General features: G+C 66.0%; 24 protein-coding genes. 14 read left to right on the top strand and 10 right to left on the bottom strand.

Annotated features, from left to right (window positions below; all coding sequences use genetic code 11):
- Positions 1–231: 231 nt before the first annotated feature.
- Entirely contained in the window at positions 232–717 is a 486-nt protein-coding gene (locus KR767_RS07220; RefSeq protein WP_250878627.1) for a nuclear transport factor 2 family protein, read from the top strand.
- A gap of 83 nt (positions 718–800) precedes the next feature.
- Here the strand turns inward: KR767_RS07220 and KR767_RS07215 are convergent, their stop codons facing one another.
- Entirely contained in the window at positions 801–1,088 is a 288-nt protein-coding gene (locus KR767_RS07215; protein ID WP_250878626.1) for a hypothetical protein, read from the bottom strand.
- Between the two features lie 102 nt (positions 1,089–1,190).
- Between KR767_RS07215 and KR767_RS07210 the strand changes: the two genes are divergently transcribed.
- The 5 genes from KR767_RS07210 to hemC all read left to right on the top strand — a co-directional run bounded on the left by KR767_RS07210 (position 1,191) and on the right by hemC (position 5,914).
- The gene (locus KR767_RS07210; RefSeq protein ID WP_250878625.1) at positions 1,191–2,153 is read left to right on the top strand and encodes a GlxA family transcriptional regulator; all 963 of its coding nucleotides are present in this window, start codon (positions 1,191–1,193) and stop codon (positions 2,151–2,153) included.
- A gap of 329 nt (positions 2,154–2,482) precedes the next feature.
- Entirely contained in the window at positions 2,483–3,151 is a 669-nt protein-coding gene (locus KR767_RS07205; protein WP_250878624.1) for an alpha/beta hydrolase, read from the top strand.
- A 44-nt stretch (positions 3,152–3,195) separates the two neighbouring features.
- Positions 3,196–4,239: a sensor histidine kinase gene (locus KR767_RS07200; RefSeq protein WP_250878623.1), complete on the top strand. Its 1,044-nt coding sequence runs from the start codon at positions 3,196–3,198 to the stop codon at positions 4,237–4,239.
- Entirely contained in the window at positions 4,217–4,921 is a 705-nt protein-coding gene (locus KR767_RS07195) for a LytR/AlgR family response regulator transcription factor (RefSeq protein WP_250878622.1), read from the top strand. Before KR767_RS07200 ends, KR767_RS07195 begins: the two co-directional genes overlap by 23 nt.
- Before the next feature lie 72 nt (positions 4,922–4,993).
- A complete protein-coding gene (gene hemC, locus KR767_RS07190) occupies positions 4,994–5,914 on the top strand; it encodes a hydroxymethylbilane synthase (RefSeq protein WP_250878621.1) in 921 nt (306 codons plus the stop codon).
- Between the two features lie 99 nt (positions 5,915–6,013).
- Here the strand turns inward: hemC and KR767_RS07185 are convergent, their stop codons facing one another.
- Positions 6,014–6,886 (bottom strand): DUF481 domain-containing protein, encoded by an 873-nt coding sequence (locus tag KR767_RS07185; RefSeq protein ID WP_166945803.1) that lies wholly within the window; start codon positions 6,884–6,886, stop codon positions 6,014–6,016.
- A gap of 94 nt (positions 6,887–6,980) precedes the next feature.
- Positions 6,981–7,916: a hypothetical protein gene (locus KR767_RS07180; protein ID WP_250878620.1), complete on the bottom strand. Its 936-nt coding sequence runs from the start codon at positions 7,914–7,916 to the stop codon at positions 6,981–6,983.
- Between the two features lie 195 nt (positions 7,917–8,111).
- On the opposite strand from KR767_RS07180, the gene KR767_RS07175 reads away from it, so the two are divergent.
- Complete coding sequence (locus tag KR767_RS07175; RefSeq protein ID WP_166945799.1) at positions 8,112–9,104, top strand: helix-turn-helix transcriptional regulator; 993 nt, start codon at positions 8,112–8,114, stop codon at positions 9,102–9,104.
- Positions 9,105–9,116: 12 nt separating this feature from the next.
- Positions 9,117–10,061 (top strand): patatin-like phospholipase family protein, encoded by a 945-nt coding sequence (locus KR767_RS07170; protein ID WP_166945797.1) that lies wholly within the window; start codon positions 9,117–9,119, stop codon positions 10,059–10,061.
- A gap of 155 nt (positions 10,062–10,216) precedes the next feature.
- Here KR767_RS07170 and KR767_RS07165 read toward each other — a convergent pair whose 3' ends face one another.
- The 6 genes from KR767_RS07165 to rsmG all read right to left on the bottom strand — a co-directional run bounded on the left by KR767_RS07165 (position 10,217) and on the right by rsmG (position 14,756).
- Entirely contained in the window at positions 10,217–10,933 is a 717-nt protein-coding gene (locus KR767_RS07165; RefSeq protein ID WP_250878619.1) for a glycosyltransferase family 2 protein, read from the bottom strand.
- Positions 10,934–11,013: 80 nt separating this feature from the next.
- The gene (locus tag KR767_RS07160) at positions 11,014–11,748 is read right to left on the bottom strand and encodes a DUF3379 family protein (RefSeq protein WP_166945793.1); all 735 of its coding nucleotides are present in this window, start codon (positions 11,746–11,748) and stop codon (positions 11,014–11,016) included.
- Positions 11,745–12,278 carry a sigma-70 family RNA polymerase sigma factor gene (locus KR767_RS07155; protein WP_166945791.1) on the bottom strand — a complete coding sequence of 178 codons (534 nt, stop codon included), beginning with the start codon at positions 12,276–12,278 and terminating at the stop codon, positions 11,745–11,747. The genes KR767_RS07160 and KR767_RS07155 overlap by 4 nt, the downstream gene beginning before the upstream one ends.
- 25 nt (positions 12,279–12,303) lie before the next feature.
- Positions 12,304–13,179, bottom strand: coding sequence for a ParB/RepB/Spo0J family partition protein (locus KR767_RS07150; protein WP_166945789.1), 876 nt, complete (start codon positions 13,177–13,179; stop codon positions 12,304–12,306).
- A 9-nt stretch (positions 13,180–13,188) separates the two neighbouring features.
- Positions 13,189–14,037, bottom strand: coding sequence for a ParA family protein (locus KR767_RS07145; protein WP_166945787.1), 849 nt, complete (start codon positions 14,035–14,037; stop codon positions 13,189–13,191).
- 89 nt (positions 14,038–14,126) lie between these two features.
- Positions 14,127–14,756, bottom strand: a complete 630-nt coding sequence (gene rsmG / locus KR767_RS07140) for a 16S rRNA (guanine(527)-N(7))-methyltransferase RsmG (protein ID WP_250878618.1) — start codon at positions 14,754–14,756, stop codon at positions 14,127–14,129.
- A 96-nt stretch (positions 14,757–14,852) separates the two neighbouring features.
- Between rsmG and KR767_RS07135 the strand changes: the two genes are divergently transcribed.
- Positions 14,853–15,962, top strand: a complete 1,110-nt coding sequence (locus KR767_RS07135) for a restriction endonuclease (RefSeq protein WP_250878617.1) — start codon at positions 14,853–14,855, stop codon at positions 15,960–15,962.
- A gap of 17 nt (positions 15,963–15,979) precedes the next feature.
- Here the strand turns inward: KR767_RS07135 and KR767_RS07130 are convergent, their stop codons facing one another.
- The gene (locus KR767_RS07130) at positions 15,980–16,414 is read right to left on the bottom strand and encodes an SPFH domain-containing protein (protein WP_250878616.1); all 435 of its coding nucleotides are present in this window, start codon (positions 16,412–16,414) and stop codon (positions 15,980–15,982) included.
- Positions 16,415–16,684: 270 nt separating this feature from the next.
- Here KR767_RS07130 and KR767_RS07125 point away from each other — a divergent pair, with 270 nt between their 5' ends.
- The 5 genes from KR767_RS07125 to KR767_RS07105 all read left to right on the top strand — a co-directional run bounded on the left by KR767_RS07125 (position 16,685) and on the right by KR767_RS07105 (position 23,442).
- Entirely contained in the window at positions 16,685–16,954 is a 270-nt protein-coding gene (locus KR767_RS07125; RefSeq protein ID WP_250878615.1) for a hypothetical protein, read from the top strand.
- Positions 16,954–17,217 carry a hypothetical protein gene (locus KR767_RS07120; RefSeq protein WP_166945779.1) on the top strand — a complete coding sequence of 88 codons (264 nt, stop codon included), beginning with the start codon at positions 16,954–16,956 and terminating at the stop codon, positions 17,215–17,217. Before KR767_RS07125 ends, KR767_RS07120 begins: the two co-directional genes overlap by 1 nt.
- A gap of 4 nt (positions 17,218–17,221) precedes the next feature.
- Positions 17,222–18,820: a PepSY-associated TM helix domain-containing protein gene (locus tag KR767_RS07115; protein WP_166945777.1), complete on the top strand. Its 1,599-nt coding sequence runs from the start codon at positions 17,222–17,224 to the stop codon at positions 18,818–18,820.
- A gap of 326 nt (positions 18,821–19,146) precedes the next feature.
- The gene (locus KR767_RS07110) at positions 19,147–20,139 is read left to right on the top strand and encodes a LacI family DNA-binding transcriptional regulator (RefSeq protein ID WP_243852930.1); all 993 of its coding nucleotides are present in this window, start codon (positions 19,147–19,149) and stop codon (positions 20,137–20,139) included.
- A gap of 234 nt (positions 20,140–20,373) precedes the next feature.
- On the top strand, positions 20,374–23,442 hold the full coding sequence (locus KR767_RS07105) for a TonB-dependent receptor (RefSeq protein ID WP_486624467.1): 3,069 nt from the start codon (positions 20,374–20,376) through the stop codon (positions 23,440–23,442).
- Positions 23,443–23,462 lie beyond the last annotated feature (20 nt).

Here is a 23,462-nt window from a genome sequence, read left to right as displayed (position 1 = left end):
GTCAGCGTTCCCGCCCAACCCGTCGCGCGCAAGCACGCTCCTACAATGCACCGCGGCTACCGGGCCGACCGTACCGACGACCAACGCACCCCTGTAGGAGCGCGCCTCGCGCGCGACCGGCATGACGAATGCATGGATGTTTACGCGACAACCGGTCGCGCGCAGGCGCGCTCCTACAGGGATGCGCGCCGTCGCTTATGCTCTGGATACCCGCCCCCTGAGCCTCCCTGCATGAAAGCCCTTCCGCTTTGTCTCGCGCTTTTCGCCGCGCAGCTGGTTACCGTATCTGCGCTTGCCTCTCCTGCACCGACGACTACCGCACACCGGTCTAACGACGGCGATCGCAGGGCCATCGAAGCCCTGCTGGCGAACTACACGCGATGCGTCACGCAGGGCGATGAAGCAGGTTTTCGCGACATGCTTCTGGATGACCGGATTCCGTTCTCTGACGTCGCAACGACACCCGCCACAAATGCACCGGTAGACCTTCGCCAGTACGAAGCCTTTCGCAAGGCCGTGTTCGCAAGCGGACAGCACTTCCGACAGCGCTTCTCGAATATCCACATCGAACAGAACGGGCCGCTGGCGCAGGTCTCGCTCGACTTCGTGACGGAACGCGTGTCGGGCAAGCCGGAATCCGCAGCCGGATGGAAAGTGCTTCAGCTGGTGAAAACCGGTGATCGCTGGAAGATTGCCAGCGAGCTTTACACGTTCTGACCCCGCAGGAACTTCCGCCGGATGTCCCTGCCTTCAAGGCATCACCTGCCGAACCCTCGCGCCCGGCAGGTGATGTCACTCCATCAGGCGATCAGCATGCCCAGCGGCGCCAGCGGGCCCACCGGAATGAAGTCGAAGTTCAGGATGCTTGCCTTCGCAAGTGGCAACGTTCCGACGATGTCGCGTGCCTCTTCGACCGTTTCGGCGTTGATAAGGAAGACCACGCCCGGCGTGTCTCCACGGAACCAGAACTGGTCCATCTTGCCGTCCAGGTAAAGCCTGAGCGTGGCGGGTACCTCGCTCGGCATGTACTGCTGGCGCTGTTCCGGAGTAAGCGGAGCGCTGCCCGAGCCGATTGCGAACACTTTCATGAGTGGCCTCCTTGAGGGACCGTGTGTGGGGATGGCTCAATCTAGTGATCGGCACGCGGCGCTGGTATTGTCGTAAACGACAACATTAGCGGCATTCACGCCATGCGCATCCACATCCTCGCCCTCGAAGGATTGTTCGATACGGGCCTTACCGTCCTGCTGGACGCCCTGTCCATGGCCAACCGCTTCGCCATGCGCGAGGGTGCCAAGCCACCTTTCCAGCTCACCGTCGTGGGCATGCGCAAACGGGTGAAGACCGCGCTGGGCATGCTCATGCCCACCACACCCATGGCCGGAGCACCCAGCCCCGACTGGATCGTGGTGCCGGCGCTGGCCACGGGAACGCCCGATACACTCGTTCCCGCCCTGGCACGCGCGGATGTCAGGAAAGCCACGGCGCAATTACTTGCCTGGCACGCCGATGGCGCGCAGCTGGCCGCCTCGTGCATCGGCACCTTCCTGCTGGCCGAAACCGGCCTGCTCGACGGCCGCGAGGCGACAACGACGTGGTGGCTGGGGCCGTTGTTCCGACAGCGCTATCCCCGTGTGCAACTGGACGAATCGCGCATGCTGGTGCCCACGGATATCGGCGTCACCGCCGGTGCCGCGATGGGACACCTCGACCTCGCCCTGTGGCTGATACGTCGCACCAGCCCGGAACTGGCCTCCGTCGTGTCGCGGTACCTGCTGGCCGACCTGCGCTCGTTGCAGGCGCCTTACATCATTCCCAACCACCTCGCGCAGGCCGATCCGCTCGTGCAGCGATTCGAACGATGGGCACGCGACCGGCTGAAGGAAGGTTTTTCGTTGCAGGATGCCGCAAACGCACTGGCGACCAGCCCGCGCACCCTGCAACGTCGCTGCGAGGCCGTGCTGGGCAAGTCACCGCTGTCCTATTTCCAGGACCTGCGCGTGGAGCGCGCGCAGTCGCTGCTTCACGGCAGCAAGCTCGACCTGGAATCCATCGCCGCAGAAGTCGGCTACGGCGACGGCGCCACGCTGCGCACCCTGCTTCGCCAGCGCCTTGGCAGGGGCGTGCGCGAGCTGCGCACCGACCTCATGTAGGAGCGCGCCTTGCGCGCGACCGGTTGGATCGAAACGATGATGGTTTTCGCGACAACCGGTCGCGCGCAGGCGCGCTCCTACAACAGCCTGCGATCACGTTCGACAGAGGTGGCGGGGGCGGCCCTTGGCGCGAGGTGATGGAGGTGAGGGGAGCGGGCGGATAAGACCGCGTAGCGGGGCTGGCCAGGAAGGCCGGCCTTTCCTACGGAGCGACGCACCACATGGGCTGCTTTACTACGGAGCGACACCATTCCAACCGGTCGCGCGCGAGGCGCGCTCCTACAGGGTTACGTTAGGATGTGGGGTTGTTGCCTTGCTGGATCATTGCGATGACCTTGCCTACTGTCGAACACGAAACCCAGGCCGATCCCGGTTGGTCGGTGATCTGGCTGCATGGCCTCGGGGCCGATGGCAACGACTTTGCGCCGATCGTGCCCGAGCTGGTGGATCCGGCATGGCCTGGTATCCGCTTCGTGTTTCCGCATGCGCCCGTGCGGCCGGTCACGGTGAACAACGGCGTGCCGATGCGCGCCTGGTACGACATCAAGGGCCTGGCCATCGCCGACAAGCAGGATGCCGAAGGCATCCGCGCATCCATCGACGAAGTGGAACAGCTGATCACCCGCGAGAACGAGCGTGGCGTGCCCACCTCACGCATCGTGCTGGCCGGCTTCTCACAGGGCGGCGCCATGACGCTCTCCGCGGGCCTGCGCCATCGCGAAGCGCTGGCCGGCCTGCTGGTGCTGTCCGCCTACCTGCCGCTGCACGACACCATCGAGGCCGAGCGCGCCGGTGCAAACCACGCCACGCCCATCTTCTGGGGTCACGGCGTCGCCGATCCCGTCGTGCCACTGCAGCTAGGCGAGCACTCCCGCCAGTTGCTCGAAACCCTCGGCCATCGCATCGACTGGCATACCTATCCCATGGGTCACCAGGTATCCCTGCCGGAAATCGCCGATATCCGCGCGTGGCTCACGGAGCGCTTCGCCGCCGCGTGACGGTGCGCGCGTCCGTGCCGGAGGGCATCCGGCATACTCCGCGCATGCCCACCGCGCCCCGCCCGTCCTCGCCCCTGCCCGACTTCTGCAGCCTGCCGGTGCTGTTCGCACTGCTGGTCGTGGGGGCACTTACGGTCAGCCTCATGCGGCTCGCGCCGGGCGCCACCGGCGGCTGGCGCGAATACAGTGCCGCGGTGCTGTTCACCAGCTGGCTGTCGATGCTGCTGACCGTGGCGCTGTGCAAGCTTCGCCCCGCCATGCAGCGGCTACCAGGACCCTGGCCGTATGCGGCGGTCTGGCTGGTGCTGGTGGCGATGACGGGCGTCGCGGCCGCCGTGCTGGGCTGGCTCGACCATGGCCTGTCCCTGGGCATCGGGCCTGCCGAACCGCAACGGTTCACGGTGATGGCCATGCTCTCCGCCGGCCTGCTTGGTGCCTGCCTGCTGCGTTACTTCTACGTCGTGGGGCAATGGCAGGCACGTGTCGCGGCGGAGGCGCAGGCGCAGGTCGCTGCGCTGCAGGCACGCATCCGGCCGCACTTCCTGTTCAACAGCATGAATACCGTGGCGGCATTGATCGCCGTAGACCCGCCCGCGGCGGAACGCACGGTGGAAAACCTCTCCGAACTCTTCCGCGCGGCACTGGGCAACGACCGCGATGCCATCGGCACGCTGGGCGACGAATGGCGACTGATCGACCACTATCTCGAAATCGAGACACTGCGGCTGGGAGATCGCCTCGTCGTGGAGCGCGTGCTGGATGCACCCGACACACTCCCGCTGCCTCGCCTGTTACTGCAGCCCTTGGTAGAAAACGCCATACGTCATGGCATCCAGCCACGCATCGACGGGGGCACCCTGGGCATCGTGATCCGACGCGTAGCAGGCGGCGTGGACGTGCAGGTGGATAACCCTCTACCGCTCATTCCCGCACCCGCAGGTACGGGGCACGGCCTTCGCAGCGTCCGCGAACGTGTGCGTTATCACTACGGCGAACGCGCCCGCGTGGATGCGGCCGCACAGGACGCCCGCTTCGTCGTGCGCCTGTTTCTTCCGGAGGTCGCCCATGCGCGTGCTGATCGCCGATGACGAACCGCTGGCACGGGCACGCCTGGCCGGCCTGCTCGCGCGACGCACCGACGTGGAAGTGGTGGGCGACGTCGGTGACGGCGAGGCCGTGATCGCCGCCTGCGAAACCCTGCATCCCGATCTGGTGCTGCTCGACATCGAGATGCCCGGCTTGCGCGGCACCGATGTGGCCAACCGTCTGGCCGCGCTCGCCATGCGCCCACAGGTGGTGTTCTGCACGGCCTATGAAGGCCATGCCCTGCAGGCCTTCGATCTGGGCGTCACCGATTACCTGCTCAAACCCGTCCGCACCGAGCGCCTCGACGAGGCGCTGGATCGTGCCGCCGCCAGGCTGCCCGTGCGATCGTCGACCTCCGGCACATGGTTGCGTGTGCGCCGGGGCAACGACGAGATCCGTATTGCCTTCGCCGAAGTGCTCTACCTGCTGGCCGAGGACAAATACGTCGCCGTGCATCACCCCCATGGCGTCCATCTCATAGACGACTCGCTGCGCCAGCTGGAAGCCAGCCACGGCGATCGCCTGATCCGCCTGCACCGAAACTGCCTGGTGCCTCGGGAACGCCTGCTCGGCCTGAAGTCCCTCACCGATGGCCGCGTCATGGCCCGGCTCGATGGCAGCGAGGCCAGCCTGGAGGTCAGCCGGCGCAACCTGCCGGCCGTGCGGCAGCTGCTGCGCGGCTGATCGTCGCGCTGCGCGCGACAGGGGTTTGCGGGACAATGGCGGGCTATGAGCGCGCCATCCAACGGAATTTCCATGACAGCCCCGCTTCGTATCGCCACCCGTCAGAGTGCCCTTGCCCTCTGGCAGGCCAATCATGTCGCCGACCTGCTGCGCCGTGCCCATCCGGGCCTGCTGGTCGAACTGGTTCCCCTTTCCACCCGGGGCGATGAAATCCTCGACCGCTCGCTCGCCACCCTGGGTGGCAAGGGCCTGTTCCTGAAGGAACTGGAAGTCGCCATGCTGGAGGGTCGCGCCGATATCGCGGTGCACTCGCTGAAGGACGTGCCGGCCGAACTGGAACCGGGTTTCACGCTCGGCGCCATCGTGGAGAGGGCCGATGCGGCCGATGCCTTCATCAGCAACACCTACGCCACGTTCGCCGACCTGCCGCAGGGCGCGAAGGTGGGCACCTCGTCGCTGCGTCGCCAGGCCCAGACCCGCGCATTGCGCCCTGACCTGGAACTGCTCGACCTGCGCGGCAATGTGAACACCCGGCTGCGCAAGCTCGACGAGGGCGAGTACGACGCCATCATCCTGGCCTGTGCCGGAGTGGAACGCCTGGGTCTCGGACACCGCATCCGCGCACGTCTCGCCAGCCCGGACTGGCTGCCGGCACCGGGGCAGGGAGCTATTGCCGTGGAGGCACGGGAGGCCGACCTGCGTGTACTCGACCTTCTGGCCGCGCTGGACGAGAAGAACACCCGCACGGCCATCGACGCGGAGCGCGCACTCAACGAGCGACTGGGTGGCAGCTGTGCCGTGGCCATCGGTGCCTGGTGCGTGCCAACCGAGCGCGGCCTGGTGCTGCACGGACTGGTGGGCAATGCCGCCACCGGCGAGCTGATCCGGGCCAGCGCGGAAATCGAGGGCGACCGGCCGGTGGAGCTTGGCCACGAAGTGGCCGCGATGCTGATAGGGCAGGGCGCCGAAGATTTCCTCAAACCCCAGCGATAACCGCGAACTGCAGGAGCGCGCCTTGCGCGCGACCGGTTGTCGCGAATGTATCCATGGTTTCGCGGCAACCGGTCGCGCGCAAGGCGCGCTCCTACACGATCAGAAGTTGTAGACGAGGTTGGTCGTCGTCAGCTTGTCGGTGCTTACCGTGCCCGGCTGGGTGTCGCTGTTGTAACGGATCTGGTAGCCGACCTTGAGCGCCATCTTCTTGGTCATGCTGACCGAGATACCGATGTCGTTCTGGTAGTACTGGTTCTTCGAGCCCGCTTCGATCAGCAGCGTGTCTTCCAGCGCCGTGTTGGCGGTAAGACGGTACTTGCCGTTGACCAGGCCACGACCCACCACCTCGCTCTCGGCGTTCGGCGTGTAGCGTTCGGTCAGCGGCGAGCCGTTGGGACCAAGCGCCGGCGTGCCGTCGGGGTTGGTGATGTCACGGGTGGACTTGGCCGGCTGGTAGCGCTTGAAACCGGGACCGATTTCGAAGGACAGCTCGGCGCGCTCGTTCTTCAGCGCGATATAACCGTAGCCGACCGAAAGAATACCCTGCCAGGTATTGGCGCCGAAGTCGTCATGCTCATAGCGCGCCGCCGTCACCACGTAGCTGCGCGGGTCGAACTTGTAGCCTACCGATGCGCCGGTGTCGTAACGGTTCGCCGTGGTGCTGAACTTGTTGACCGTATTGCCTTCACCGTCCTGCACCGAGACCTCGCCCTTGGAGCGCAGGCCGTTGAGGAAGAAGTTGTTCTTCCACACCTCGTTTTCCTGGCTGAGGCCGAGCTTGGCGTTGGCGTTCTCGGAGCGCGAGTTGCCGCGGGCCGAGGCGAAGCCGAATTCACCCGAGCCGGTCCAGCCGCCGTTCTGTGCTGCATTGGTGTTCTGGTCGGCAGCAGGTGGCGTGGCGTTGGCGTCCTGGGCCGACGCAGCGAAGGGCAGCGCGGCGAGGACGAGCGTGGCGATAAGCAGTTGTTTCATCGTCTTCCCGAATAGGTGATTGGAATGGTTTTGCGCCCGGCCGCTCCAGCGACCGGACGTGGCGCACCCCCGCGCCGTGTTCTTTTGGTACGCCTCAGCCTTGCGGCAGCTGGGCGTAAGCGCGGCCGTAAAGCCGCTGCTCCAGGCATTGACCGACAAGGCAGCTTAACGCGGCCACACCGGCGCTCACGATCTGCCCCACCCCCTCGCCATGGGTGACCAGCAGCACGCAGGGCAGCCCCACGGAGAGGGCTGCCACGCCGAAGCGCCAGCCGAGCAGGGATGCGCCGCTGCGGCCGGTGGTAAGCCATGCCGTCTGGCCGCGTTCCTCTGCCAGCTGGCGCAGCGAGCGCCAGCGCAGACCCTCGACCACACCCGTGGCGAGCCCCACGGCCAGCAGCGCCAGCCGCCAGGGATTGAACGGTTCGCCCCGGGTTTCCGTCTGTGCGGCCACGCATAGCCAGAACCACAGGCCACCTGCAAACAGCGCCCCCACCGTGCGACCCAGCGGCTGCACATTGGCCATCGTGGCCAGATCCACCGGCAGGGCGAGCTGCCGGGTCATGCCCCGGCTGGTGAACACCAGGGTGGCCAGGCTGCACAGCATGAGGGCAGCGCCGGCCACGCGCGTGGCCCAGAAGTCGTTGCCACCGCGCGCAAGTCCGGCCAGGGCCAGCATCGGCATGTAGTTGAGCATCGCCACCAGGCCTTCCGCGGTCGGCATCATCCGGCGGACCGGGTTCCAGCCATGCCACTCAGGGGCGAAGGGCAGGCGCAGGCAGGTGGCCAGCAGGCCCAGGCTCACCAGTACCAGGCCGATCGCCAGCGGTACCAGCACCTCGCCACGGCCATCGGGATACAGGCCCAGGGCCAGTGACGTGCCCAGGACCATCCACAGGCCATGGCCCGCTGCCGTGGCGGTCTGGATGACGGCCGTCGGCACGGAAAAGAGCAACTGGGCACGTGGCTTGTCGCCGGGGGGGTCTTGGCGACCCAGGGCGACGGTCGACGTGTCGTTCGGTTCCGCCATGGAGGGAAGCCTTGCGGCGAATCGCAAAGCAGCATTTTGCGGCTTGCCGCCCTCGGGCGCAAACCGGAAGGCGGACGGGGCCCCAGGCCGACGCCCTTGCGGAGCGCCCCGGCCACCGCCATGCTTGGGTTGCGTAGATACGGGCGTCACACCCGTACGGACACACTACCCACGCTTCATCTGCCGGCGACACCCATGGACCGCTACGAGCGCATTCTTACCCTGCACCGACTGCTGAAGTCCGCGCACTATCCGGTGCCTTTGTCCCGCCTCATGGACGAACTGGAGTGTTCGCGCGCCACGCTTTACCGCGACGTCGCCTTCCTGCGCGATGCCCTGGGCGCCCCCGTCCAGAGCGTTGCCGGCGAACAGGCGTCGTTCCGCTACGAAGCGGGCGAGGGCGACAGCTTCGAACTTCCCGGCCTGTGGCTCACCAGCGACGAGCTGGCGGCCCTCATGGCCCTCAACGAACTCATCGGACGCTCCGACCCTGGCGTGCTGGCCGGCGCGCTCGCACCGTTCAAAGCGCGCATCGAGCGGCTGCTTTCCGACCATGGCAGCGGCAAGGCCCTGCCGGTGGACCGCATCCGGGTGATTTCCTGGGGCGCGCGCAAGATGGACCAGCAGGTGTTCCGCATCGTCGCGGGCGCGGTGCTGGAGCGGCGCCAGGTCACCTTCCGCTATCGTGCGCGCACCACCAATTCAGACACCAAGCGCACGGTCTCGCCGCAGCGGCTCACGCACTATCGCGACAACTGGTACCTCGACGTATGGGACCACGACCGCGAGGCGCTGCGCAGCTTCGCCGTGGACCGCATCGCCGAACCGCAGGCGCTGGAAGCCCGCGCACGCGACGTGGAAGAGGCCGAACTCAACGACCTGCTCGCCTCCAGCTACGGCATCTTCGCCGGCAAGCCCAAGGCCTGGGCCACGATACGCTTCTCCTCGCATGCCGCACGCTGGGTAGCCGACGAGCACTGGCATTCGCAGCAGAAGGGCGAGTGGCTGCCCGACGGGCGCTACGAGCTCAAGGTGCCGTACTCGAACTCACGCGAACTGCTGATGGACGTGCTCAAGTACGGCCCCGATGCCGAGATCGTCGCACCGCTGCCGTTGCGCGAGGAAATGAAGATCCTGCTCCAGCTGGCCCTCACGGGTTACCAGAACGGGTCCGACGCCAATCACTAGCCATAGCGTTCCATGAGCGACATCGATATCGCCGACCCCGGGGCTCTCCCCGCCACTCACGGGCATCCGCGCAAGCCGCGCGTCGCGCTGGCACTCGGTGCGGGTGCTGCGAAGGGGCTGGCGCATATCGGCGCCATCGAGGTGCTTGAAGAGCACGGCTTCGAGATCGTCGCCATCGCCGGCACCTCCATGGGTGCGCTGGTGGGGGGCATCTATGCGATGGGCAAGCTCGATGTCTACCGCGACTGGGTGTCGACGCTGGCCCGTTTCGACGTGCTGCGCCTGGTGGACTGGAGCTTCTCCGGCGGCGGCTTCATCAAGGGCGATCGCATCATGGCGGCGCTGCGCGAGCTGATCGGCGAGGTGAACATCGAGGACCTCGACATCGGCTACACCGCCGTTGCCACGGACCTGGATCGCGAGCGCGAGGTGTGGCTCACCAAGGGGCCGCTGTTCGACGCAATCCGCGCGTCCATTGCGATTCCCACGCTGTTCCGGCCGTATCAGCATGATGGTCGGCGGCTGGTGGATGGCGCCCTGCTTAACCCGTTGCCCGTGCTTCCCTTGATGCGCGAGGAAGCCGATTACGTCATCGCCGTCAGCGTGGACGGCGCGGCCGAATTGCAGAAGGCACCGGAGAAGAATGTTACCGCCGTGCCGGAGCAGGGCTATGCCGCGCGGCTCGGCCGTCTCATCGGCAAGGTGCTGCCGCATTCCGATCCGAAGCCGAAAGACCCGGGCGCGTTCGAGCTGATGACCCAGGCGATGGACCTGATGCAGGCCAACCTGTCGCGGCTGCGCCTGGCGGCGTATCCGCCTGACCTGCTCATTGAGATGCCGCGCAATGTGTCCGCGGTGTACGAGTTTTACCGGGCGCGTGAGCTGATCGAGCTGGGGCGCGAGCGGACGGAGAAGATGCTGGAAGGGTGGGAGCCGCGGAATCTGCCGAAGGGGTGAGGTAGGTCGCTTCGTCGGGCTGTCGCGCGCAAGGCGCGCTCCTACAAAAACCGACCACGCCCCGCTCCTGTACGGGCGCGCCTCGCGCGCGACCCAATGCAACGCACAGCTACACCTGCAGGAGCGCGCCTCGCGCGCCCCCTATCGGCGATGCCTCAGAGCTCCTCGGTCTTCGTGACCTTCGCCCGGCGCATCAGCCATGCCACGCCGCGCAGGTCGGCCACGCCGACCCACAGGCGGTCGAGCATGCCGTACTTCGAGGTGCCCGCCGTGCGCGGGCGATGGCCCACCGGCACGCTCTGGCTGGCAAAACCCGCACGCTTCACCAGCGCGGGCAGGTAGCGGTGCATGTGGTCGAAGTAGGGCAGGCGCAGGAAGGTTTCGCGCTCGAACAGCTTGAGGCCGCAGCCGGTGTCCGGCGTGTCGTCGCGCAGCATGCGCGAGCGCACCGCGTTGGCGATCTTCGAGGAAATGCGCTTGTTGAAGCTGTCGCGGCGCGTGACGCGCCAGCCGGCGAAGAGCTTCAGGTCGGGCGCGGCACCTGCGCGCGCATCCAGCAGCTTCGGAATATCGGCCGGATCATTCTGGCCGTCGCCGTCGAGCGTGGCGATCCACGGCGCACGCGCGGTACGCACGCCATTCCACACGGCCGTGCTCTGGCCGCTGCGGGTGAGGTGGCGCACGATGCGCAGCTCCGGATACTGGGCGCGGGCGGCAGTAAGCACCGCTACGCTGTCGTCGGTGCTCAGGTCGTCGACGTAGATGATCTCGAAGTCGATCCGTCCACGCAGGGCCGAGGCGATCTCGGCGAGGAGGGGCGGGATGTTGTCGCGCTCGTTGAAGACGGGCACGACCACGGCGAGGTCGGTCATCGCGGTTCCGGAGGCAGGAATTCAGGGGCGGCATTATCGCCCAACCGGCGCCGCTTGGGCGCCGTGGCGCCCACATCCGTTCAGATCCGGCCCACGGCCTGTGTGGAAGGACCCTCGATGGCCGACCGCCAGGCACGGGCCACGGCATCCATGGTGTGCCGGCTGGCACCCTGGGCCATCACCACGAGGGTGCCGCCACTCAGGGCCAGCTGACGGCCGTCCCAGCCATCGCGGCGGAACGAACTGTCGCCATCGGTCATCTTGCCGGGCATGTAGAGGGCCACGACAGGCTCGTCGTCCATCCGGGTCACGACGTGTACGGCCGGATACGGGCCTACCGTGCAGTCGTGCACATAGGTGACGCCATTCGGCGCGGGCCCCTTCAGCGGCGCCGCACGGCCTACGAAACCGGCTTCCACCTGGGCATCGGTCATGGGGTGGGTCATGCCCAGGGAATTCATTTCCTCGGGCATGTGTGCCACGGCCAGGGCGGGCAGGGAGTTCAGGTCGGTATGGCGCCAGAGCATGCCCACGCCCGCGAATGCGATCAGCACCGAGGCCGCCATCGCCATCCATGCCCGGCGACGCCCGACCTGACGCCGTCGCTCACCGGTGGCCTGGGCCAGCAGGATACGGTCGGCCAGCCCCACAGGCACGGGCACGGCAAGCGCGGCTTCCAGGCCATCCTCGAAGCGCTGGGCGCGCTGCCAGAAGGCGGCACAGCCCTCACGGCAGCTGTCGCGATGCGCCAGCAGCTGCGGATCGGTGGAACGCGGCTCGGCGCCGATGCGGCGACGGAATTCGAGGCAGTTCATGCCCGACCTCCTTCGGCCGCGCTCTTGCCGCCCAGCAGGCTTTTCAGCCGCTGGCGGGCACGGAACAGCTGGGTCATCACGGCACCGGGCTGCTGGTCGGTGGCGGCGGCGATCTCGTCGCAGCTCATGCCGCCGAGCACCTGCATGGCCAGTGGCTCGCGGTACTTGTCGGGCAGTTTCTGCATGGCGTCACGGACCTGGGCGGCATCGCCGCTGCGTTCGGGACTGGCGAACGCGGCGTCTTCGGCAACGGTGTCGTCGAGTTCCACGGTATCGAAGTGCTTGCGCTCGTAGAGACGGGCGTGTTCCCGGCGCAGGATGGTGAACAGCCAGGGCTTGGCGCTTTCCGCGTCACGCAGGGCGTCGAGGTTTTTCCAGGCGCGCAGGAAGGTTTCCTGCACCAGGTCCTGGGCAACGGATTCGGAGCGCGCCAGCCAGAACGCGAACCGGTAGAGGTCCGCCGACAGGGCACGCACCATGGCTTCGTACTGGCGCTGTTTCGGGTTCACGTTCCCTTGGACCGGAGCCATCGCCGATTCCTTACAGGGACATGCCTCAGCGGATCTTGCTGAGGATGCCGTCCAGCTCGTCGTTGCTGTGATAGTGGATGACCAGCTTGCCCTTGCCGCCGCGGCCGGTGGCCACTTCGACACGGGTGGCGAAACGCTCGGCCAGCTCGCGTTCGAGGTCGGCCACGTTCGGATCGGCCGCCGTGGCCGACTTGGCCTTGCCCTTGGGCGCCATCTGCGCCTTGCGGGCGGCGTCTTCCAGTTCGCGCACCGTCCAGCCATGGCGCGAGGCTTCCAGCGCCAGCGCCTCCGCCACCGATGCGGGCAGGGTCAGCAGGGCGCGGGCATGGCCCATTTCCAGCTTGCCTTCGTCCATCAGCTGCTTGATCGAGGACGGCAGCTCCATCAGGCGCAGCAGGTTCGACACCGCCGCACGCGAGCGGCCGACGGCATCGGCGGCCTGCTGGTGGGTGAGGTCGAATTCGTCGACCAGGCGCTGCAGGGCCTGGGCTTCTTCCAGCGGGGTGAGCTCCTGGCGCTGGATGTTCTCGATGAGCGCCATGGCCAGCACGGACTGCTCGGGCACGTCCTTCACCAGCGCCGGGATCTCGCTCATGGAGGCGCGCTGCGCGGCGCGCCAGCGTCGCTCGCCGGCGATCAGCTCATAGCTGTTCTTGCCGATGGCACGGACCACCACCGGCTGGATCAGGCCCTGGGCCTTGATCGACGCGGCCAGTTCGTCGAGGGCTTCGTCGTTCCAGTGACGGCGCGGCTGGTACTTGCCGGCCTGGATCTGGTGGATCGGCAGCGTGCGCAGCTCGCCTTCCTGTTCGATCACCGACGGCGCGGCATCGGGACCGCTGCCTCCGCCGAGCAGGGCATCCAGGCCACGGCCGAGTCCACGTTTCTTCGCTGCTGCCATGGGGGCTCCTTAAGGCGTCTGCGCCGGATCGTCGGTGCCGGTATCCGCCGTGGCGGCTTCGACAGGGGCATCGTCTGCCGCCGCGCCCTGGCTACGGACGCGATCGCGACGGATGATTTCGCCGGCCAGGCCGATATAGGCGATGGCGCCGCGCGAACCGCGATCGTACAGATGGATGGGCTGCCCATGACTGGGCGCTTCGGCCAGGCGCACGTTACGCGGGATGATCGAGCGCAGCACCTGGTCGCCGAAATGCTGGGTGAGCTGGGCCGAAACCTCGTTGCCGAGGTTGTTGCGCACGTCGTACATGGTGCGCAGCAGGCCTTCGACTTCCAGTGCCGGGTTCAGGCGCTGGCGCACGGCGCTGATGGTATCGAGCAGGCTCGACAGGCCTTCCAGCGCGAAATACTCGCACTGCACCGGAATCAGCACGCCATCGGCGGCTGTCAGCGCATTGAGCGTGAGCAGGTGCAGCGTGGGCGGGCAGTCGATGATGATCGTGTGGTAATCGCCGGCGACCTTGGCGAGCTGCTCTTTCAGGCGGTGCTCGCGCGCCATGCCGTCCATGAGCTTCAGCTCGGCGGCGGTGAGGTCGCCATTGCCCGGCAGCAGGTCGAAGCCGGCTTCGGTACGCACCAGGACATCGCGGATGGGCACTTCGTCCATCAGCACTTCGCAGCCGTTGGGCTTGGTTTCGTACTTGTCCACACCCGACGCCATGGTGGCGTTGCCCTGCGGGTCCAGGTCGACAAGCAGCACCTTGCGCTTCGCAGCGGCAAGGGCCGCGGCGAGGTTCACGGAGGTAGTGGTCTTGCCGACGCCGCCTTTCTGATTGGCGACTGCGATGATGCGAGCCATGGAGTGTGGTTTGCTGCCGTGCGCGGAAAGGGCGCTAGGTTAGCATCCCAGCCCCCTGTAGGAGCGCGCCTTGCGCTCGACAGCCCCTGTCACCCCCGCCGTATCACCACCAGGTGCCTTTCACCCTCCACCCCCGGCACCGAAAGCGTATGGATCGCCTCCACCCGGAAGCCGGCCGGCACCCCGTCCAGTTCCTCGGCCGGGTGCTTGCCCTTCATGGCCAGCCAGGTGCCCCCGGGAGCCAGCAGATGCCCACCCCAGCCGAGCATGTCGGCCAGGGAGGCAAAAGCGCGGGCCGTGATGCATTCGAACGTGCCCTCGACCTCTTCGACACGACTCTGCAAGGCACGCGCATTGCCGAGCTTCAGCGAACGGGTCGCCTCGCGCAGGAAACGGACCTTCTTGCCGTTGGAGTCCACCATCAGCACCTCGCGCGCCGGCTCGGCGATGGCCAGCGGAATGCCGGGCAGCCCCGGACCGGTGCCCAGGTCGGCCAGCGTGCGGCCATGCACATACGGCAGGATCGTGAGCGAATCCAGCAGATGGCGCGCGATCATCTTGCGGTCGTCGCGGATGGCGGTGAGGTTGTAGGCCGAATTCCAGCGCTCAAGCAGCTCGCGATAATCGAGCAGGCGCTCCACGGCGCCCTCCGGCAGGGTCAGGCGCAGGTCGGCGATGCCGCGCTGGAGCTGGTCTTGAAGGGCTTCGCGGGTCGTCATGCGCAGGTTCCGGTGTCACGGCTGGCTGCGAAGTATGGTTGGCCCAGTCCAAACCCGCTACCGTCCCGGCATCGAAGATTCCGACAAGGAGCGTTCATGGCAGGCAAACGGAATGCCCCACCCGGGGCAGTCGAAGTCAGTGACGACTACCGTTTCAACGATGCGCTGGCGCGTATCGACTGGAAGGAGTTCGAGCGTGTCATGGCGCGCTGGTTTACGTACCAGGGCTTCCAGGTCGCCCATCGGGGAACGGGTCAAGGCAGATCCATCGTGGATGGCGGCGTAGACCTCGTCCTTGAAAAATCGGGACGGCGGATCATCGTGGACTGCAAACACCACAAGGTCTACCAGGTTCCCTATAACCCGGTGGCGCAGCTTGCCGGCTTGCGAACCGAGGAGAAGGCTCAGGGCTGTATCGTCGTCAATTCGGGGCAGTTCAAGGACGCGGCGAAGAAAACCGCCGACGCGAATGGCGTAGAGCTGATCGATGGCAAGAAGCTGAGAAGCATGATTGCTCCTCATCTATCCTGGTTGCTGGACAAGACGCAGCCCATTCCCCCGGCATCCGACGCCGAGGTACACCCGACGATGTCCATTCTGCGACAGGCTCCTTCTGTCGAGGATGCCCCGGTATCGATCACCCGCCCCGATGCCTATCGTGAAGTACGCGGAAACTCCATCACGAGCCGCCCCGTAGCGCCGCTGACATCACGACGTGGCGTGTGGCTGGCACTGGCCGCGTGCACGATGCTCGCTGCGACCGTGGCCCTGATCGTTACGATCCGGCCATCCACGACGGTGGCAAGTAAAACGCCCGCACCTGAAAACAAACCCGTCGAATCGCCCCAGGTAGCGCCTCCTAAAGCAGGCATCGCCTCTGCGAAAGCAAGCAAGCCTGACGTGGCCCGGCCAGCGCCCGACCCCGTCCACGTGGCACCCCACAAGCCCCGTGACAGCATGCAAGCGAAGCCCACGCCGCTTGCAGAAGAGATCGTCTACAAATCGGCAGACATGAGCGATGAGGAATTCGCGGCGTGGAAAGCCCGCAAGGCCGAGCGAGCGCACGGCCCGGCAGCTCAGGCCGTGGAAGCCCCGCCCGTGGACAAGCGTGTCGACGAGCCCCCTTACGAAACGCCCGAGGGGACGGGTGAGTCTCCGACCTCTCCGGAGACGATGCGGACGATCCTGCGTACCAACCGGCGCTGAGGCCCGCTGCCTTCGCCTCAGGCGGCGTCGAGTTCGACGCGGGTGACCAGCATGCCGCGCGAACGCAGCGAGCCGTTGACGGCGTGCTTGAGCTGGGTGCCGACGGCGCGGCGGTCGGCCGGGTGGGCCGTGGCGCTGTCGCGCAGGGCGGCCACCACGTTGCGGCGGATCATGTCCGGTGCCTCGTCGATCACTTCATCGGCCACTTCGGGCTCCAGCACCTGCCAGTAGACCGTGCCGCCGTCGAAGCGCAGCACCTGGCCACCCAGGTCGATCTTGTGGGTGACCTTGTCGAGCAGTGGAACGAGGAAGTGCGTGCCCGTGGTGAGCAGCGCAGGGGTGCGGCCAAGCCGGCGCACGCTGTAGACCTGCCCCTCGGGGACACGGCGCACCGACGCCGCCACAAGGGCGAGGAGGGCGATCGAGCTGGCAAGGAGGATGCTGATCAACATGGCTGCGACGTCAGAAACTTATGGGCGATTCCTGTTGCAGTGCGAAAGAAAGTGCTGCACTGCCGTGACCGAACTAGGGGTTTAATTCTAATTTAACGGCCGTCGTTAACGCCAGTTTTACCAAACCCCCATGTTCAGTTAGCGGAAGGTTTGGTCAAAAGTTGAGCAGCGGTCATAAAACGACCAGGGCGCGGGGCAGAACGATCAAAGTTTGACCGCTCCGACACGAATGATAACAATTATCAATCATCGTCCCGGCCGGCCACTTCCATGAATCTCCTCGGCTGCGCGGCGGCTTTCGTCGCCATGCTCCTTGTCTATCTCGCCTCGCCCCACCAGCGGGCGATGGCGCGCCCGCTGGGCCGGGCCGCCCGCTGGCTGGCGGGCGTGTTCGCGGTGCTGGCCCTCGTGGCCTGGGTCGCCGGGGAAACGACGCTGCCGGGAATTTTCTCAGCGCTGACCGCCCTGATGTTCGGCGCCGTGGTGTTCCCCTACCTGTGCTGGTGGCTGCGGCCGGCCGGTGAGCGGAGGTCCCGCTGATGCTCGCCCGCACCTTTGCCGGCGCCGTGCTCGGTTTTCCGCTGTCCATCGCGATCGTCTCCCTGGCGATCTGGCTCTGGCCCGGCTCCAGCGAGAGCGCCGTCATTCCCCTGCTGGTGCTGTTCTTCCCGCTGTGGATCGGCGTGATGGCCTGCACCTTCCTGTTCCGCAGCGGGCTTCGTGCCTGGGGCTGGCTCGTGGCCGCCAATATCCTCGCCTTCGCGGCGCTGTTCCTCGCCAAGCACACGCTGCCCGGACTCTGATCCCATGAAAGCCGCCACCCTGCGCACCTTCACCACCGTGCATACGTGGGCCGGCCTGCTGGCCGGTTTCGCCCTGTTCGTCGCCTTCTATGCCGGCGCGCTGACGATGTTCCACGAGGAAATCGACACCTGGGCGCTACCGAAGGCCGAAGCGGCACACGCCGATTCGCTGGATCGCGCAGGCGATATGCTCAAGGACATCGTGGCGAAGCACCCGGCGGCCAGCGAGCAGATCGGCCTGACCTACCCGGCCGATCATCCCTCGCACGAGATCGCCGCGTACTGGATGGACAAGGACGGCTGGAAGACGCAGACGCTGGCTGACACGCAGCCGCGCAGCACCGAAGACCACGAGCACGGCCTCGCGGATTTCGTGTACGAGCTGCATTACGACCTGGGTATTCCCACGGCCGGCCTCTACCTCATGGGCGTGGTGAGCGTGATCTACGGCTTGGCGCTGCTCACGGGCCTGCTGATCCACCTGCCCAACCTCGTGCGCGAGCTGTTCGCGCTGCGTCCGGGACACAACCTCAAGCGCCTGTGGCAGGACGCGCACAACGTCATCGGCATCCTCAGCCTGCCGTTCCACATCATCTTCGCCATCACCGGTGCCTTGCTCTGCCTGACGTCCGTTGCGCTGCTGGCGTTCAACACGCTCGCCTTCGACGGCAGGCTCATGCCCGCCTTCGAGCGCATGACCAGCGCCATGCCGGCGGTGGAGGCGAAGGACGGCCACGCCGTGATGCTGTCGCCGACGGAACTCGCGCAGCGTGCGCGCCGCGCCGCCATGGAAGCCGGTGCGGCGGACTTCCATCCGGATTACATGCGCTACATGCATTACGGCAAGCCGGGCGCTGCCGCCGAAGTACGTGGCACATCGACGAAGACGCTCGGCGAATACGGCATGGTGGCCCTGGATGCCACCGATGGTCACGTCCTCCAGGTGCAGGTCAGCGGCACGCGCGATGCCAACCACGCCACGTACTCGGCGATCTTCGGCCTGCATTTCGGCACCTTCGGCAGCCTGTCGTTGCGCTGGCTGTACTTCCTGCTCGGGCTGGCCGGTGCGTTCCTGTTCTACTCGGGCAACCTGCTCTACATCGAGACACGCCGCAAACGTCGTCAGGTAGACCAGCCGCTGAAGGTACGCGCCATGGCAACGGCCACCGTGGGCGTGTGCCTGGGCACCTGTTTCGGCATCTCGGTGGTCTTCGTCGCCAACCTGCTCGGGTCGTACGCGGGCTATGCGCCCACCGCCTTCGTGCAGCCAGTCTTCTTCATTGCCGTGGCAGTCGCCGTGATCTGGACCTTCGTGCGCCGTCCGGCGCGTGCCGCCGTGGACCTGCTGTTCGCCACGGCCCTGCTGAGCGTTGCGGTCGGCGTGCTCGACATGATCCTGCATGGCGATCGCCTGCTTCGCACGCTGGCCGATGGCCGTTACGACGTCATCGGTGTCGATCTGGTGGCTATCGCCATGGGCCTGGGCTTCGGCTGGCTCGGCATCGCCACGCGGCGGCGCGCGCGAGCGGGCGACCCGTGCAGTGTCTGGTTCGGTGGGCGCACGGATCGCCATCGTCACGGCGACGAAACGCAGGCCGCATGAGTTATCCCGGTCCCCGTCGAAGGGCCTACATCGGGAACCGATAGCCACGACAGGCATTCAGGCTGGTGAAAAGCGCGTGGAAACGCGTGCTGCACCGCAACATGCGTTTCCGGCGCACCCAAGCAACTGACACCGAAAGATTTTTCGGTGTCCTCCCGAGGGGGCCGCAGCACGTAACCCCCGTTACTCGTGCATCGCAACAAGCTATTGATTTATCAGGCTTTACAGCTTGCGTGAAAACGTTTACGTTGCGCGCCCACATGCCCTCTGCGGCAGGGGAAAGGGCGAGAAGACACGTGAGTGTGACGATCAAAGACGTCGCGAGAATGGCCAACGTATCCGTGGCCTCGGTCTCGCGCGCGCTCAACGGGCACACCGGCGTCACCGCCGAAACCCAGAAGCGTATCCGTGAAGTGGCGACCCGCCTGCGTTACGTGCCGCACAACGCCGCACGCAGCCTGATCACCCGGCGCACCCAGACCATCGGGGCCCTGCTGCCCGACCTGCATGGCGCGTTCTTCTCCGAGCTGATCCGCGGTATCGATCTGGCCGCGCGTGCCCGTGGGCTCTACTTGCTGGTATCCAGTTCCCACGGCGATGCCACCGAGGCGGCCATCGCGCTGCGGGCCATGCAGGGCCGCGTGGATGGCCTGCTGGTGATGTCGCCGCATGCCGACCGGGTCTTCCTCGACGAAAGCCTGCCCATCGTGCTGCCGACCGTGCTGATCAACAGCCACGTGCGCTCCGAGCGACATGCCGCCATCGACGTCGACGATTACGGTGGCGCCCGCGCTATGGTGGAGCACCTGCTTTCGCAGGGCCGCCGCCGCATCGTCTTCATCGCCGGCCCCGAAGTGAACCACGACGTGCAGGAACGCTGCCGCGGCTACCGCGAGGCGATGACCGAAGCCGGCCTGGGCGAATACGCAACGGTGCTGTCGGGCGACTTCACCGAGGAATCCGGCTATCACGCAGGCAAGCAGGCGCTCGAAGCCGCCGTACGCCCTGATGCGATCTTCGCCGCCAACGACATGATGGCCATCGGCTGCCTGTCCGCGCTGGCCGAAGCAGGCATCCGCGTACCCGACGACATCGCCGTGGCCGGCTTCGACGACATCCCGATGGCGCGCTACGTGTCGCCGCCACTCACCACGGTCCGCGTGCGCATCGCCGAACTTGGCGAAGCCGCACTGGAGCGCCTGGTGCGGATGATCGATGCCGACGAAGACAGCCCGCCCGAACCACGCATCGTGGTGGGTACCGAATTGGTCGTGCGCGCCTCCACCGGCAGCCGCGACGCGAGCACGCGAAAGGGCTGACCGCCGTTTCGCCAGCCCTTGGGGGCGTCGTGCCGCGACGCCCCCGGCAAGACAAGCAGCACCCGCAGTATTTCAAACGCCAACGCCGGTCCGCGAACGCGGTATCGCAGGGAATACGGGGCAGATCGCCCATGACGAACGTGGCTCGACCACGCGCGACGGGGTCCGTTTGGACCGCCACCGTGATCCCTGCATGACGGATCGGAACGACACTCACTTTGGGAGAGGGGAAGCATGAAGGCTTCGATGCAGTTGAAGAAAAAGCTGTTGGTCAGTGTCATCGCCGCCACGGTTGCCGCGGCAGGCCTGTCGTCCGTTCATGCGCAGTCGGCCAATGCCACGCTGCGCGGCAAGGCCACGCCCGGCGCCAACGTCACCGTGTTCAACCCGGCAACGGGCCTGACGCGCAAGGCGACCGCCAACGACGATGGCTCCTATGTCATCAGCGGCCTTCCCCCGGCCACCTATCGCGTCGATGCCGGTCCCGGCACCGAGCAGGACGTGACGCTGCAGGTGGCCTCGATCGCCACGGTGAACATCACCGCCCCGGCAGCCGCCACGTCCGCGAGCGCCGCTGACGCCACGGCGCTGCAGGGGGTGTCCGTTGCGGCCACCACGATCCAGGAAGTGAAGACGCCGGAAGTCGGCCAGACGATCTCGCTGCACCAGATCGCCACCATTCCGCAGGTATCGCGCAACTTCCTCGAATTCGCCGACACCGTGCCGGGCATGGTGTTCAGCGTGGACTACAAGGGCAATACGTCGCTGCGCGGCGGCGCGATGAACGACAGTTCCGCGAACGTCTACATCGATGGCGTCAGCCAGAAGAGCTACGTGAAGCAGGGCGGCGTCTCCGGCCAGAGCGGCAGCCAGGGCAACCCGTTCCCGCAGCTGGCCATCGGCCAGTACAAGGTGATCACCTCGAACTACAAGGCCGAATACGACCAGGTGTCGAGCGCTGCGATCACCGCGGAAACCAAGTCGGGCACGAACGAGTTCCATGGCGAGGTCTTCGGCACCTACACCAACGATGCCTTCCGCAATCGCACGCCGGCCGAGAAGTACGCCGGTTCCAAGGCGGAGTCGGAGTCGAAGGAATACGGCTTCGCGTTCGGCGGTCCGATCATCAAGGACAAGATGCACTTCTTCGTGGCCTTCGAGCAGAAGAAGTTCGATACGCCGGTCACGGTGGTGCCCAACAGCGCCAACATCAGCCACTTCGACGGACAGGACCCGGGTAATTTCCTGCCGGCGAGCGCGCGCGCGCAGCTGGGCCCGGCGAACGTTCCGTTCAATGAGAAGCTTTACTTCGGCAAGATCGACTGGGAACTGACCGATCGCGATCGCATCGAGCTCAGCACCCAGGTGCGCCGCGAGACGCAGGTCGGCGGCATCGGTACCGGCCTGGCGGCGACCACCGGCCTGAACAACACCAATCACGACACCCGCGGCACGTTCAAGTGGCAGCACAGTGGCGAGAGCTGGTTCAACGAATTGATGTTCACGTACGAGAACGCGTTCGTGAAGGCTTCGGCGTTCAACGATGCGCCAGGCTCCATCTATACGTCGCGCCTGGACCAGGACAACATCATCCTCAACACGGGCTCGGCCGATCCGCGCGCCACGCAGAACAAGAGCCAGGAAGGCCCGAGCATCTCGGATACCTTCACGTTCAATGACCTTGAATGGAAGGGCGACCACGTCGTCAAGTTCGGCTACAAGTTCAAGTCCGTCGAACTGCGCGCGGAAGATGCCGCAGCCAACAACCCGCAGTTCTACTACGACGTGACCTCACAGAACGGCACCTCCCCGGTGCCCTGGAAGGCGTTCTACGCACAGCGCGTGCCCGGCGAAAGCGGTATCGCGCAGACGACAGCACGTCAGTACGGCATGTTCGCCCAGGACGACTGGACGGTGAACGACCACCTCACGCTGAACCTCGGCGTGCGCTGGGATTACGAAGTGACGCCGTCGTACGTGAACTACGTGACGCCCCAGCGCGTGCTCGATGCCATCGACTCGCAGGACCCGGGCGCCCCGGCCGGTCAGACGTTCCGGCAGACGCTTGCCGCCGGCGGCATCAACATCAACGATTACATCAGCAACGGCCATAACCGTCGCTCGTTCCGTGGTGCATGGCAGCCGCGCCTGGGCTTCTCGTACGACGTATTCGCGGACGAGGCGCATGTGATCCACGGTGGTGCCGGCCGTGCCTACGACCGCAACCTGTACGACTACCTCCAGCTCGAACAGACCAAACTTTCGCTGCCGCAGACCAACCTGTTCTTCAACGTGCCAGGCCATGGCTGTGATCTCTCGCAGTCTAACTGCATCGCATGGAACCCGGCCCTGCTGCAGGGACAGGCCGCACTAGAAGGGCTGGCCATCGGTCCGAACAGCGGCCAGGAAGTGGACATGATGAACAACAAGCTGAAGGCACCGTATTCGGACCAGTTCAGCCTGGGCATGTCCAACACGATCGGCGAGTGGATTACCGACGCCACCGTGTCGCGCGTCATCAGCCGGGATGGCTTTGCTTTCACGCTCGGCAATCGCTTCCCGGGAGGCAATTACTTCGCCACCCCCGCTGACAACAAGTACTTCACCGATGGTGTCGATCACACCGGCGAGGCTGCCTGGAACCGCGGCATTCCGGGTCTCGGCGGCCTGATCATAGGCAACAACGGTATTGCAACGCGCACGACGCAGGTGCTGCTCTCGGCGCAGAAGCCTTATACGGTGGAATCGGGCTGGAGCACCAGCTTCGCGTACACCTATTCGCACGCCAAGCAGAACCGCGACATCAACGAACACTATGCGTTCGAAGAGCCCACCATCCAGGAATTCCCCGTGCTTACCTCGAACGCCGTGTCGAAGCATCGCTTCGTCGGTACGGCCGCCGTGGACCTGCCTTGGGGCCTGAACGCGTCCATCAAGCTGACCCTTGCGACACCGATTCCGTACACCGCCAATGCCTGCTTCGATGCCATCGCCGCCAACGGTGCCAAGTGCACCCCGTCGGTCGGCACGCCCAGCGGCTCGAAGTTCCTTATCGGTGGCGACATCTGGGGCTATCGCGACATCGACGTCCAGCTGACCAAGGACTTCGTGATCGACAAGGACACCAAGATCTACGCACGTTTCGACGTGCTCAATCTCTTCAACTGGAAGAACTACGCCGACTACACCGCCAACTGGGGTAGCGGTGGCGTCTTCAACCCGAACGGCGTCACCTACAACCGCCACGGCAACATCACGTTCGTTCCGCGCACCGCTCGTTTCACCGTGGGCCTGAAGTTCTGACGTAAGCCACATCGGGAACC

Source organism: Luteibacter anthropi, from assembly GCF_023699965.1.
Classification (GTDB): Bacteria; Pseudomonadota; Gammaproteobacteria; order Xanthomonadales; family Rhodanobacteraceae; genus Luteibacter; species Luteibacter anthropi.
Note: the sequence above shows the minus strand (reverse complement) of the source record. Positions and strands in the feature narration are given on the sequence as shown.